At 70.6% G+C, this 13,609-nt stretch carries 10 protein-coding genes and 1 pseudogene; 6 read left to right on the plus strand and 5 right to left on the minus strand.

Features of this window, described 5'->3' with window-relative positions; all coding sequences use genetic code 11:
* Positions 1-224: pseudogene (locus E1286_RS04290) on the plus strand (hypothetical protein); the annotation flags it as partial.
* A 130-nt stretch (positions 225-354) separates the two neighbouring features.
* On the plus strand, positions 355-582 hold the full coding sequence (locus tag E1286_RS04295; protein ID WP_132608968.1) for a cysteine hydrolase family protein: 228 nt from the start codon (positions 355-357) through the stop codon (positions 580-582).
* 7 nt (positions 583-589) lie between these two features.
* Here the strand turns inward: E1286_RS04295 and E1286_RS49850 are convergent, their stop codons facing one another.
* Entirely contained in the window at positions 590-1,141 is a 552-nt protein-coding gene (locus E1286_RS49850) for a hypothetical protein (RefSeq protein ID WP_246074436.1), read from the minus strand.
* A 36-nt stretch (positions 1,142-1,177) separates the two neighbouring features.
* Between E1286_RS49850 and E1286_RS51140 the strand changes: the two genes are divergently transcribed.
* Positions 1,178-1,312, plus strand: coding sequence for a hypothetical protein (locus E1286_RS51140; RefSeq protein ID WP_281282621.1), 135 nt, complete (start codon positions 1,178-1,180; stop codon positions 1,310-1,312).
* A gap of 312 nt (positions 1,313-1,624) precedes the next feature.
* On the opposite strand, the gene rox is transcribed toward E1286_RS51140, so the two are convergent.
* On the minus strand, positions 1,625-3,049 hold the full coding sequence (gene rox / locus E1286_RS04305; RefSeq protein ID WP_223189557.1) for a rifampin monooxygenase: 1,425 nt from the start codon (positions 3,047-3,049) through the stop codon (positions 1,625-1,627).
* 920 nt (positions 3,050-3,969) lie between these two features.
* Between rox and E1286_RS04310 the strand changes: the two genes are divergently transcribed.
* On the plus strand, positions 3,970-4,548 hold the full coding sequence (locus tag E1286_RS04310) for a CHRD domain-containing protein (RefSeq protein ID WP_132608970.1): 579 nt from the start codon (positions 3,970-3,972) through the stop codon (positions 4,546-4,548).
* An 85-nt stretch (positions 4,549-4,633) separates the two neighbouring features.
* Positions 4,634-4,852: a hypothetical protein gene (locus E1286_RS04315; protein WP_132608971.1), complete on the plus strand. Its 219-nt coding sequence runs from the start codon at positions 4,634-4,636 to the stop codon at positions 4,850-4,852.
* Positions 4,853-4,856: 4 nt separating this feature from the next.
* Here the strand turns inward: E1286_RS04315 and E1286_RS51145 are convergent, their stop codons facing one another.
* Positions 4,857-7,754, minus strand: coding sequence for a helix-turn-helix transcriptional regulator (locus E1286_RS51145; protein ID WP_132608972.1), 2,898 nt, complete (start codon positions 7,752-7,754; stop codon positions 4,857-4,859).
* A gap of 178 nt (positions 7,755-7,932) precedes the next feature.
* On the opposite strand from E1286_RS51145, the gene E1286_RS04325 reads away from it, so the two are divergent.
* Positions 7,933-11,712: a S8 family serine peptidase gene (locus tag E1286_RS04325; protein WP_132608973.1), complete on the plus strand. Its 3,780-nt coding sequence runs from the start codon at positions 7,933-7,935 to the stop codon at positions 11,710-11,712.
* A gap of 72 nt (positions 11,713-11,784) precedes the next feature.
* Here E1286_RS04325 and E1286_RS04330 read toward each other — a convergent pair whose 3' ends face one another.
* Both E1286_RS04330 and E1286_RS04335 read right to left on the minus strand, forming a co-directional pair.
* Entirely contained in the window at positions 11,785-12,036 is a 252-nt protein-coding gene (locus E1286_RS04330; RefSeq protein WP_132608974.1) for a hypothetical protein, read from the minus strand.
* Positions 12,033-13,334, minus strand: coding sequence for a glycosyltransferase 87 family protein (locus E1286_RS04335; protein ID WP_132608975.1), 1,302 nt, complete (start codon positions 13,332-13,334; stop codon positions 12,033-12,035). The genes E1286_RS04330 and E1286_RS04335 overlap by 4 nt, the downstream gene beginning before the upstream one ends.
* Positions 13,335-13,609 lie beyond the last annotated feature (275 nt).

A 13,609-nucleotide genomic window follows, 5' to 3' on the forward strand; every position in this document is an offset into this window, starting at 1 on the left:
CCGCCACCCCAGGAACACCGATCCCCGAGATCGCCGGACCCCGTAAGGAGATCATGGCCGAGGCGGGCCGGCTCCTCGGTGCCCGCCGAGGCATCAAGGTCGTCGGCGTCGACGGGGCCGGCATCCCCGACGCCGAGATCGCCGCCAACGGCGGGTTCCTGCCCAGCCCCCATGCCAGGCTCGCCGGACCCACTTTCCAGGAGTGGCTCGAGACCCAGCCCTGAGCTGACCTTGCCCTTGTTCTCGGAACTCCACCACCCGGGGCCCGGAGAACAAGGGCTCCCCCCCGAACCTCACTCTCGGGGACTCAGCGGCTGCCTTTCCGGACGACATCTTCGGAAGGGGGGCTCGCTCATGCCCGTCACCACGATCGACACGACGACCGCACGCGTTCTCGTCGATCCGCAGAACCTCGTCGTCGGCCTCCCCATCACCCCCACCGGCTCGGAGGCGGTGGGGGGTGCGGTCGAACTGGCTGACGCCTTCCACCACCACGGTGCTCCGGTCGTCCTGGCCCGCCTCACGGCCAGGGCGGACGGATCAGATGCCGCGCCCGCGAGCGGCTCGTGCCCGCGTACGTGATCTGCCGCTATGAGGACGTCCGCCAGGTGCTGGCGGATCCGGCCCGGTTCAGCAGCGCCCTGACACCGTTCGCGGGATCCGGGCAGATGAACGCCGACGAGCTGGCCACGATGCGGGCCGGGCAGCTGATCGGGTTCGATCCGCCCGAGCACACGCGGTTGCGCCGGATGCTCACCCCCGAGTTCACGGTACGGCGGATGCGCAGGCTGGAGCCGCGGATCAACGAGATCGTCCAGACGGCTTCGGATGATCTGGAGAGGGCCGGCAAGCCGGCCGATCTGGTGGCGCACTTCGCGCTGCCGGTGCCGTCGCTGATGATCCGCGAGGATCCGGCGCGGGTCGAGCCCGCCGTGGAAGAGCTGTTGCGCTGGCTGTCCGTCGTGCAGTCGCTGCCGCCGCGCACGACCACGACGGATGTGGAGATCGCCGGGCACGCCATCCCCGCGGGATCGCTCGTGATCCGCTCGTTTCCCGCGCCAACCGCGACCCCGGCTTCGTCGACGATCCCGAGACACTCGACGTCACCCGGGGAGCCGCCGGTCACGTCGCCTTCGGCCATGGTGTGCACCACTGCCTCGGGGCGCCGCTGGCGCGGATGGAGATGCGCATCGCCTTCCCCGCACTGCTGCGGCGCTTCCCCGGCGTCGCCCTGGCCGATCCGTACGAGCAGGTGGACTTCCGAGTCTTCAGCCTCGTGTACTGCGTACACACGCTGCGGGTGACCTGGTGAGAACCGAGCCCGACAGCCGTCGGGCTCGGTTCTGGAGGCTCCACCGCGCGTCGCCTCGGCGCACCGCGCTTTCGATACGCCGATGTGACGTCGATCTACGAGACGTGCTCGTCCCAGTTCGGCTCATCCGGATTGCTGGCCGCCGGCAGGCCCAAGGTTGGACCGGCCGAAGGAGGCACCCGCTAACGGGACTTTTCGTTCGGATGCTCGTCATGCCCCAGCACCACGGCAGATGCCGCCTCCAGCCTTCCGGTGGTCAGTCGCTACTGGCCGTTCCGGTCCTTTCGGGCCATTTCGGTTGCTCAGGCGAAATCAGCCGGCGGGCTTGCCGAACCAGCGGGAGAGGTGGTCGTCCAGGTCCTGCTGTTCGTCGCCGATCCAGGCGACGTGGCCGTCGGGGCGTAGCAGGACGCACGGGACATCCAGCACCGCAGTGGGATCCGCGAGGTAGTCGACCTGGTCTGACCAGCCGCCGACCGTCAGGCGTTCGGTGCGGTCCAGCAGCAGGCCGCGGCCGCGATGCAGCAGACCGTAGAGGTGGCCCTGTTTGACGTCGATGTCGCGCAGGCGGCGGCCGAGCAGGTCGGGGCCTTCGCCGAAGTCGTAGCGGATGCCGATCGCGGTGATCTTCTCGATCAGAAGGCGGTTCACCTCGTCGAAGTCCATCAGTTCGGTGAGCAGCCTGCGCACGGCCTGCGGGCCCGGTTCGGGCGACAGCAGCTCCGTCTGGGCGCGGGTGTTGTCCAGCACGTCCTCGGCGACCGGATGACGTTCGGCCTGGTAGGTGTCCAGCAGTGTTTCCGGGGCCCAGCCGCGGACTTGTGCGGCCAGTTTCCAGCCGAGGTTGAAGGCGTCCTGAACGCCCAGGTTGAGGCCCTGTCCGCCGATGGGTGGATGGATGTGTGCCGCATCGCCGGCCAGCAACACCCGCCCGACCCGATAACGTTCGGCCAGCCGGGTGGCGTCCCCGAAGCGGGACATCCAGCGCGGGGAGTGCACGCCGAAATCGGTTCCGGCGATGGCGCGCAACTGTTGTTTGAAATCCTCGAGGGTGGGCGGTTTCGCGCGGTCGCTGACTCCCGCGGCGGGGACTACGACGCTATGGACGCCTTCGCCGAAGGGCTGGAGCCAGAATCGCTGATAGGGCTGGCGGATCTCGCTCACCTTGGCGGCGATCTCCTCCTGCGGCACGCCCACTTCCATCTCGCCCATCAGCGTCTCGGTCCGTGAGGGCTCGCCGGGGAAGCCGACACCGAGCAGTTTACGCACCGTGCTGCGCCCGCCGTCGCAGCCGACGAGGTAGCGCGAACGCAGCTGTTCCCCGTCGGCCAGCTCGACGGTCACACCCTCGTCGTCCTGCTCGAACCCGGCGACCGCGCAACCGCGCCGGACCTGCGCACCCAGTTCGATCGCATGTTCTTCCAGCAGACGTTCGATCACCGGCTGCGGGATGCCCAGCAGATAGGCGTACGCGGAATCCAGGCCCTTGGGCGCGGGTTTGGGGATGGCGGCGAAGAAACCGCCGGCCGGACGCTGTCTTCCGTGCTGGAGAATGCGATCCAGCAGTCCGCGCATGGCCATCAGCTCGAGACTGCGAATATGCAGACCGACTATGCGGACGAACGACGCGGCCTGGGTTCTCTTCTCCAGAACGAGTACCCGCACATCGTGCAGCCGCAGCTCGGCGGCCAGCATCGCACCGGTCGGCCCGCACCCGGCAATGATCACATCGAAGATGAAGGGCGCGCGATCGGCGCCGGAGGCCGGCGACCAGCGAACTCCGGGGACGTCGCCCACCGTGGAGTCACGCTCGACCCTGTCGTTCGACGGCGGCTCGGCGGTGACCTGCTGAGAGTGCATAGGTGTTGCCTTTCGGGAGTGCCTGGTTGGCGAGGCGCTCCCGGCGACACCTACGTCAGTCGCCCGATCGTGACGGGAAGGGGGAGCACCCACATCGATACAGCGTTCATGGGTCTCACCTCCTCGGGCGGTGTCACGGTCGCCTGCAAGCTACAAGCCCGTGCATCAGCCCGTCCAATCCTTTTCCAGCCACGTGATCACGACTCCGAACGGGCCCGTGCGGTCGCGGAGCGAATCCGGCGTGACGGCCCGGCCGCCCCCAAGGCGGACCGGGATCTCCGTAGGCGCCGCCCTGATGAGGTTCACTTGTGGCCGCTACGCGAACTGGTCGTAGGCGAGCTTGACGACCAGCGCGATGACGAATCACCAGTCCCAGGCCGAATGGCGTGAACGGCCCCAGGCTAGAAATCTACAATGTAAAGGGCAGCATCTTGGATAAGCCACACTAGGTCACACTCACAACACATACGAACGGGCTTCGCCCGTACGCCTCCGACAACCCAGAGCCCCACACGCCGTGCCTGGCGGGCTCGGCGCCGTGCGGGAAACGGTGGGCGTCGTCCACGAGGGCTGTATCCCGGGCCCGTGACGGCGCAGAGGTCGGGTAGCCGCGCGCGGGGAGTGGCCATGACGCTCTCCCAGGTGTTCCAGCGCCGGCGATGAAGGCCTTTCCTGTATGGCTTTGTACGCACTCGCCGTGGTGTGTGGATTTCGACGTATAACGAGGTGGCGGCTCCGCTCTAACGTCTGGAACGTCCGAACGAGACGACTCCGCAGCGTTGAGAATGGGAGCTTCGATGAACACCATGCAGAAGATCGGCGACAAGGGCATTTCGTGGCAGCGCGTGGCCGGCCGCGCGGTGATGGGCGTGGCGACCGCGGCTTTGGCCATCGGCGCGATGTCGGTGCCGGCCGGAGCCTCGGCCATCTCCGCCTCCACTGTTTCGACCCTTTCCACTGGTTCCACGGCCTCGGCGAGTCAGGCGAGAAGCTACTACTTCGCCTCCGTGCTCCTGGGCAGGAACGAGGTCCGCGAGAAGGGCAAGAAGGTGAACGACCGGAACGGGCTGGCTGTCGCCAAGTTCCGTATCCAGGGCAACCGCCTGTACTTCCTCGTGCAGTGGAAGAACGTCGCCAGGCCCACCGCGTTCCACATTCACCGCGGCAAGGCGGGCGTGAACGGCCCCGTCGTGATCGACCTGCTGGCCAACGGCAAGACCCGCGGTAACACGAGCGTCGGCTCCGTCGTCGTCAAGGATGGCGGCGTGCTCAACGGGATCAAGGCCAATCCGAAGAACTGGTACGCCAACCTGCACACCAAGCAGTTCGCCGACGGCGCGGTTCGCGGGCAGCTCGTCAAGGGCGGCCGCTGGTAGGGACCGCGAGTTCGGGCGCGTCCATGAGGTCAGGGGTGCTCGCCGGGATGCCGTACGGCATGGGTCCAGGTCCTACGATTCCGTCATGAAAAGCGAAATATTAACGATCGTCGGATATGTGATCGGCATGATGGTCACTCCGGTCGTCGGCGGCTGGGCGAGCACGTGGTTCGGCGGGAGTGCGGTCTTCGTCATGGTGGACTTGTTGTTCGGGCTGGCTCTCCTCGTCGCCCTCGTACGGTTGCCCTTCCGCTTCTTGGCGGCACGGAGGGCCAAGGCGTCCGCCGCGACGCCGGTGTCCTGACGCGCTAGTCGTCGGGGAGGCCGCGTAGTTCCTTGCGGGACGGCACGCCGAGTTTGCGCAGCGCGTTCGCGACGTGGCTTTCCACCGTCCGTCGCGACAGGTACAGGACGTCCGCGATCTCCTGGTTCGTCTTGCCGGTTGCCGCGAGCCGGGCCACCTCGCGCTCCCGTACGGACAACGTCTGCCCGTGGGACGGCCGACCACCCCGCCACGGGTACGGGATCGGCACCCCGTTGCGGCGCATGATCCGGCAGATGCGGGCGATGTCACGATCGGCTCCCAGCTCGCCGTACGCCCGTAGCGAGCCCTCCAACAGCGGTCCGCCGCCGGGTGCGCCGCTCTCGCAACGCCGGCGGCCCAGGCGTTCGCCGGCGAGCGCCTCCTGGTAGCGCAGCCCGGCTTCCCGCAAGGTCGTACGGGCTTCGTCCAGGAGTGCGTCGGCGCGAGCGGCGTCCGGAGGGCCTGCCAGGACGGCGAGGGCGGTCAGCAGTGCCGCGCGTGCGAGCGGCGCGTCGGCCCCGTCGATCCCGGCGCGCAACTCCTCGGCTGCCGCCTTGGCCACCGCCTTGGCCACCGCCTCGGCGTCTGCCTGGTTCGGCCCGCCGCGCGCGTGGAGGGCTTCCACCAGGCACAGTACGCTCTCGGCGCCCCACACCCAGGTGCCCTTGGCGCGGACGAGGGCGAGCGCGGCGGAGGCGTGCGCGACCGCAGCCTCGGTGTCGTCCAGGGTGAGCGCCAGCCGTGACAGCGCCGTACGGGCGGCGACCAGTGGCCAGACCGCTCCCACCTGTCCGGCGACCTCGACCACCTCGTCCAGGCACGCCTGGGCTTCCTCGGCCGGGCCGGTCGCGGTCAGCAGCGCGCCGCGCAGCAGCCGTGAGTCCAGCGACGCGGCGGGGAACGCGGACGTGGCCCGGACGAGGCGGGCGGCGCGGCGGTGGAGGCCGTCCCAGCGTCCGGCGGCGTGCTCGACGGCGGTGCTGACCAGCTCGGCGACCTGCGCGACCCGCAGGTACTCGGCCTGGTCCGCGACCTGGCGGCCTTCGGCGAGCAGCGCCTCGGCGCGGTCGAGCCGGCCGATGTGCAGGGCGGCTTGGGCCCAGTTGAGGCAGGCGCGGGCGTGCTCCCTGGGGTTGGCCCGTAACCGGTTGTCGCGCAGCAGTTCGTCGATCAGTCGCCAGCTGTCCGGGTCGCCCTGCTCGACCAGGAGCGACGCACGGGCGATCCGTACGGAGATGAAGGCGTCGCCGTCGCCGCTGCGGCGGGCGGCCTCCTCCGCCTGGTCGCAGCGGGCGGTGTGCTCGCTGACGTGCCGGTCCGCGACCGTTTCCGGCGCGGCCAGCACGGCGAGCGCGCGCGACAGCAGTTCGGGCCGGGTCGCGAGGTCGTCGATGGCGTTCTCGATCTGCAGGTAGCCCGCCCGGGCCTCGCCGTGCTGGCGCAGCAGGCGGCCGAGTGCGAAGCGCAGCTCCCCGCGTACGGGGGCGGGCAGGGGTTCGGTGGCGAGCAGGCACTGCAGGATGGGGACGGCCTCCTCGTGGGCCAGCCCGTCCACTGCCGTACGGCCGAGTTTGACGGCGAGCCGGACGCGGACGTCGCTCGCCAGTTCCCGGACGTTCAGCGCTTGGAGGAGGAAGCGGGCGGCTGTGGCGTCGTTGCCGTGGGAGAGCGCGGTGTCGGCGGCGGCCTCGGCGTTGGTGACGAAGTCGGCCGTGCGTCCGGCGTGCCGGAAGTGGTGGGCCAGCCGGGCCACGGGGCGGGGGCCTGGGCCGGACTCGAGGGACCGCGCGGTGCGTAGGTGCAGCCAGCGGCGGCCGGGCATGGGGACGGACTCGTACACGATCTGCCTGGCGAGTGCGTGCCGGAACCGGCAGTGGCCGTCTTCCTCGTGCAGCAGCCCGACCGCCTGGGCCTTGGCGAGGGCTCGCGCGACCTCGGGCGGGCTGTGTTGGCTGACCTCCGCCAGGATGCGGTCGTCCGGTGTCATGCCGATGACGGCGGCGGCCGTGAGGATGTCGCGGGCCGGGTCGTCGAGGGACGACAGGCGCTGCAGGACGACGTCGCGCAGCACGGTCGGCACGGCGAGGTCGGCGAGCGCGCCGGGGTGAGCCGGGATCTCGCTCGCGGGCAGGCGTTCGAGCAGTGTGCGCAGCACCTCCTCCACGACGAACGGGATGCCGCCGGTCTTCTCGTAGAGCGGTTCGGCGAACGTGCGGGGGAGGTCGGTCTTGAGGATGGCGCGCGCGAGCTGCTGAACCTCGGGGAGCTTCAGGGGCGCGAGGCTGATGGTGCGCGCGGGTCCGGACGGGGCCCGGGCGAACGCCTCGCGGATCGGCAGCACGCCGGACTCGGTGCGGGCGGTGAGGATCACCGTCAGGTCGCGGGGCATGTGCGCGGCGAGGAAGGCGAGGAAGTCATGGGTGCTGCCGTCGGCCCAGTGCACGTCCTCCAGGACGAGCACCAGCGGGGCGAGGTGGTCGAGCAGCGCGACGGCGGCGCGGAACACCCGGTGTCGCTCGGCTCGTTGGTCGGGCAGCGGGGGAAGGGGTGGGGGCAGGTGCGCGGCGATCTCGGGCAGCAGCGGCGCGAGCGCTCCCATGACGGGGTTCGGCGGCTTGGAGTGTGCCAGTTCGGCTTCGGCGAGGCGGAACGCGTCGAGCAGCGGTGACAGCGGCAGCGGTTCCTGGAGTTGCTCGCACTGGCCCACGATTCGTCGCGTCCGGGTCAGGTCGGGCGTCGCGAGCAGTTCGGCGACCAGGCGGCTTTTGCCAATGCCCGCTTCGCCCTCGACCAGGGCGAGGGAGGGACGGGAGCCGGCGGTCGCGCGCAGGAGGGACAGCTCCGCGCGCCGGCCGACGAGGGCGTCGGAGAGTGAGCCCGTGGGGGCGGGGCCCGGGGGCATGCAACCACCCCCAACCTGAGCTCTTGGTGGCGTATCAGCTCGAACAGGTTACCGGATCTTTGGCTTCCGTTAAGTACCGCCCAAAAATCCGTATGCGGTACGGATGCCGCATACGTGTAGCGCTCCCTAGCCTCAGCGATCGTCCGCGTGACGCGCGGAGACGCACAGAGGGGCGACGATGCATCAGTCCACATCCCCGGCAATCCCCAAACGGCTGGCGGTGACCGCGGCCTTGACGGCGCTGGTGGCGTCAGGGCTCGCCTGGCCCGCACCGGCCGGCGCGACGGCCGGCATGACGGCCGGCGCCGAGGAGCCGAAGACCTATATCGTGCAGATGGCCCCCGAGCCTGTCGCGACCTACGAAGGCGACGTGGCCGGGCTGGCCAGGACCAAGCCCGAGCAGGGCGAGAAGATCTCGCCCCGCTCCGCGAAGGTCCGCGACTACGTCGGCCACCTCAAGGGTCGGCACGACGCCGCGCTGAAGCAGACCGGCGGCAAGAAGATCTATGACTACGTGTACTCCTTCGGCGGGTTCGCCGCCCGCATGACCGCCGCGGAAGCGGCGGAGATGCGCGCGTTACCCGACGTGGTGGCGGTCACCGAGGACAAGAAGGTCTCGGTGGCGACCTCCTCGACACCGTCGTTCCTCGGCCTCGACGCCCGCGGCGGCCTCTGGGACCAGCTCGGCGGCCCGAGCGGCGGCCAGAAGGGCGGTGCCGGCGAGGGCCTCGTCATCGGCGTGATCGACAGCGGCATCTGGCCGACGAGCGAGAGTTTCGCCGACCCGGCCCCGCACGGCAAGCCGTACGCGAAGCTTCGCGACTTCACCGGCACGTGCGACGAGAGCGGCCCGGACAACTCCTGGGACGCCTCCCTGTGCAACGGCAAGATCGTCGCGGCCCGGCACTTCAACGAGGCCTGGGGCGGCGACCAGGGGCTCAAGGAGTTCATGCCGTGGGAGTTCGCGTCGCCGCGTGACTACAACGGCCACGGCACCCACACCGCCTCGACCGCCGGAGGCAACCACGACGTGCGGGTGACCGGCCCCGCGGCGGGCTTCGGCGAGATCAGCGGCATCGCGCCGCGCGCCCGGATCGCCGCGTACAAGGCCCTGTGGTCGGCCGAGGACGCTTCCACGGCCAATGGCTACACCTCCGACCTGGTGGCCGCCATCGACCAGGCGGTCGCCGACGGCGTGGACGTCATCAACTACTCGGTCTCCGGGACGAGCACCGACTTCCTCGACCCGGCCGAGATCGCCTTCCTGGCCGCCGCCGACGCGGGCGTGTTCGTCTCCGCGGCGGGCGGCAACAGCGGTCCGGCCGCGTCCACGGTGGCGCACCCGTCCCCGTGGATCACCACGGTGGCCGCGGGCACGCACAACCGCTCCACGCTGGGTTCGGTGAAGCTGGGGAACGGCGCCACGCTCAGCGGCGCCTCGCTGGCCCCCGCCGCGGCGGGCCCGGCGCCGCTCATCGACGCCTCCGCGGCGGGGCTGCCCGGCGCCGACCCGGCGAAGGCGGCGCAGTGCTGGGCCGCCCGCGACAACGGCGGCACGGCGGTGCTCGACCCGGCCAAGGTCAACGGCAAGATCGTGGTCTGCGACCGTGGCGTGACCCCCCGGGTCAACAAGAGCGTCGCGGTGTCGGAGGCCGGCGGCGTCGGCACCGTCCTCGTCAACATCGCCGAGGAGGAGTCGCTCAACACCGACCTGACCGGCATCCCCACCGTGCACCTGGCGATGAAGGACCGGCAGGCGATCAAGGACTACGCGGCCACCAGCGGCGCCACCGCCACGATCCAGCAGGCCGTCATCACGACCACGACCCCTGCGCCGTACACCGCCGAGTTCTCCTCGCGCGGACCGATCACCGCGGCCGGCGGCGACGTCCTCAAGCCGGATGTCATCGCGCCCGGCCAGGACATTCTCGCGGCGTTCGCCCCTCCGGGCGCGAACGGGCTGGAGTTCAACGTCTCCAGCGGCACCTCGATGGCCGCTCCGCACATCGCCGGCCTCGCCGCGCTGCTGAAGGACCTGCACCCCGGCTGGTCGCCGATGGCGATCAAGTCGGCCCTCATGACCACCGGCACCGACGTCAAGGACGGCCCGGCCACCGAACCGTCGGTGATCTTCAGCCAGGGTGCCGGTCACGCCGCCCCGAACCGGGCCGCCGACCCGGGCCTGGTCTACGACAGCGGAACCGACGACTGGATCGCGTTCCTGTGCGGCACCACGAGGGGTGTGACCCAGGAGGCCTGCGACGAGCTGAAGGGCGAGGGTCACTCGTTCGACGCGAGCGACCTGAACACCCCTTCGGTCGCCGTCGGCCGCTTGCCCGGCACGCAGATGGTGACCCGCAAGGTGACCAACGTCGGCCGTTCGACCGCCACGTACACCGCCTCGATCACCGGCCTGCCCGGGATCAAGGCCGAGGTGTCGCCGGGCAAGCTGAGGCTCAAGAAGGGCGAGACCAAGTCGTTCACCGTCACGTTCACGCGCACCAGCGCGCCGCTGAACGCGTACGCGGGCGGCTACCTCACCTGGAACGAGCACGACAAGCACGCCGTCCGCATCCCGATGGTGGTGCGCCCGGTCCAGGAGAACTGGGCGGCCTCGTACGGCGTCACCGGCGGCTCGGACTCCGGCGAGTTCGTCGTCCTCGACCCCAAGGGGGAGCGGGTTTACGTGACCGGCGTCAGCTACGGCACCTCGCCCGGGCAGCTCAGCCCGTCCATCGCCACGATCGCCTACGACGCGGCGACCGGTGTCGAGGTGTGGCGCAAGAGCTACGTCGGCCCGGCGAAGGCGTACGACGAGCCGTCCGGCCTGCGGATCAGCCCTGACGGCAGCAGGCTTTTCGTCGTCGGCGGCAGCAGCGGCACCGATTCCGGCATCGACGCCGTGACGATCGCGTACGACAGCGCCTCCGGCGAGGAGCTGTGGACGCGCCGGCACACCGAGCAGGGAGCCTTCTCCGACCATGCCGGCGACGCGGCCGTCTCGCCGGACGGCAGGACGGTCTACGTCACCGGCATGACCTCGCCCGGCGAGGGTGACAAGAACGACTACTTCACGGTCGCGTACGACGCCGCCACCGGCGAGCAGTCCTGGTTCGTCCGGTACGACGGCAAGGGGTCGAGCACGGACGACGCGCGCAAGGTCGTTCTGACGCCGGACGGGTCCAAGGTCTTCGTCACCGGTCAGAGCGCGGGGCCGGAGGGCACCGGCCTGACCGACTGGGGCACCGTCGCCTACGACGCCGCCACCGGCGAGCAGTTGTGGGACGCCGGCCACAACGGCGACGACAACGGCCTCGACATCCCCTCCGCCATGGCGGTCACCGCCGACGGCAAGGCGGTCGTCGTGACGGGCGCCGGCAGCAACCCCGGAACGCTGACAGACTTCGAGACGATCGCCTACGACACCGCCACGGGCCGGCAGCTCTGGACGGACCGTTACGACGGCCCGGCGCACGAGAGCGACACCCCGCACGACATCACCGTCGCGCCCGGCGGCACGGTGTACGTCACCGGCAACAGCACCGGCGAGGGCAGCGGGGGCGACTACACCACGATCGCCTACAACCCGGCCACGGGGGAGCGGCTGTGGCTGCAGCGCTTCGACGGCCAGGCGAAGAACGAGGACTACGCCTGGAACGTCCGGGTGACGCCCGACGGCGGCAAGGTCGTCGTCGCCGGCCAGAGCTCGGACGACCAGTCCAAGGGCACCGACTACGTGACCGTCGCCTACGACGCGGTCAGCGGCGAACCGGTCTGGACGGGGCGTTACGACGGTGAGGTCGCCGCGGCCGACGCCGCGCGCGGCCTGGCCGTCGACGCCACCGCGAAGGACGGTGTCCGGGTGTTCGTGACCGGCTCCAGCGGCACGGGCGGCACCCCGCCCAACGCCACGGAGGTGGACATGGTCACCGTCGCCTACTTCAAGCCCTGGTCCTGACCGAGGGTGTGACGGAACCCCGCGCGAGTAAGCTCGCGCGGGGTTTCGCGTCTCGCGCGGGATTGCGCTGACTCAGCGTGCTCGGTCCGTACGACTTGCCGACCACACGTGCTCCGCCACCGCGAGCAGGACGATGACGGCGACGACGATGACGAGATGGACGCCGTAGGGCAGCGGGAGGATGGAGGGGTTGCCGGCCCGCCGGCCCAGCGCCGGCACGGTCGGGAGGGTGGCCGCGGCAAGTGTTCCCGCCAGGATCAGGGTGGTCCGTACGGGCCGGGGCCAGCGGCTGGTGAACCTCGCGGCGACGGTCTTGATGATCATTGGCGTGTTTCCGCTCGAAGGGGACGACGTACGGACCAGCCGATCAGCACGGCCAGTGCGGCCGCGGCGTAGAAAGCGGTCGCGGGGCTGTCGGTGGCTGCCGGTCCGGTGGCGTAGGCGATGGCGCCTGCCAGGGCCGCGCCCAGCCATTCCCACCGCCCGTCCATGGCGGCCAGCGCGACGACCAGGAGCGCGTACCATGAGTATCCGGGTGTGAACAGCAGCAGGAGCGAGCCGCTGACCAGCAGCGCACCTTGCCAGGGCCGCTCCGCGTCGCCGTACCGCAGGACGGCCAGGACGACCAGGGCCAGCAGCAGGGCTGCGGAACAGGGGGCCCAGGAGTCCGGCATGAGCAAGCGCAGGACGGCGTAGCGGTTGCCGCCGCCGACGTAGCGTTCCTCCTGCAGGTAGCCCGGCAGGTAGCCCGCCACCGACGCCTTCGACAACAGCACGTACGGCAGATAGGACAGCGTGACCACGAGTGTGGCGGGCACGACGATGCCGAGCAGGCGCCGCCACGCCACCCCGTTCGCCAGCACGCCTGACAAGGCGCCGGGCAGCGCCGTGGCGGGCAGCAGCTTGGCCGCGACGGCGGCCCCGAGTAACGCGCCGCGAGAGCGAACCGCGCCGAAGGCCAGCACCACCAGCAGCACGCCGAGCATGTCGACGTGCGCGTTGTTCACGGCCTCGACCGGTACGGCCGGGCACCACGCCCAGTACGCCGCCCGCCGCGCGCCCGCGAGCCGCGACAGCGCCAGCAGCGTGAGAACGGCCATCGCCCAGCCGCCGAGCTGCAGTGCTTTGTGCCGGGAGCCCTCCGGTGACAGCCAGTGGACCAGCAGGAAGTAGCCCTGCGCGAGCGGAGGGTAGATCGTGGGCACGGTGGGACGGTTGATCCTGGTGCAGCCACCGCCGGGCAGCGGCCACAGGACGGGGCCCCCGCAGTCGGCAGGGAAGAGCCAGTCGTCGCGCAGTCCGGCGAGCGCCGGGTCGGCGGGTGGATGGTCGTAGGGCGAGATGCCCGCTGCCTGCACCCGGCCGTCCCAGGCGTACCGGAAGGAGTCGGTGCTGCTGCTCGGGGGCGTCACCAGCCCGATTGTCGCCAGCACGATGCCGCCGACGACGACCAGGGGGCCCAGGCGCCGTTCCGGCACTCTCCGGGCCCACCACACAGCGGTCGCGAACAGCGCCCAGGCCAGCAGGTACCAGCCCAGCACGGGCGGTCCCGCCACCATCCTGGTCACGACGGCCGCCAGCGCGACAAGCATCGTCCCGGCAACGAACAGGTCCCGTCTCACAGTGCGCAGCCAACCACTCCGGGCCCGGTTCGTGGCCGTCACGGCGTCCGCCGTTCGCCGTCGGTAAGAACCCTTACGAACCGAGAACGTCGCCACGGCCCGCGAGTGGGCGGATGCCGTCGGATCGCTCGTGACGAGTGGGCCCTGGCGCCTCGAATCCGGTCGGGGCAGAACGTCTGGTGATTCTCTTTCTGCGGGGGTGTCGAATGGCGTCGAGCCCGTTCGTAGTCAAGGTGAGAGGCCGGCGACGGGCCGGTCGCCACTCACCGGAGGTC

This window comes from Nonomuraea terrae (genome assembly GCF_004348995.1).
In the GTDB taxonomy this organism is placed as follows: Bacteria; Actinomycetota; Actinomycetes; order Streptosporangiales; family Streptosporangiaceae; genus Nonomuraea; species Nonomuraea terrae.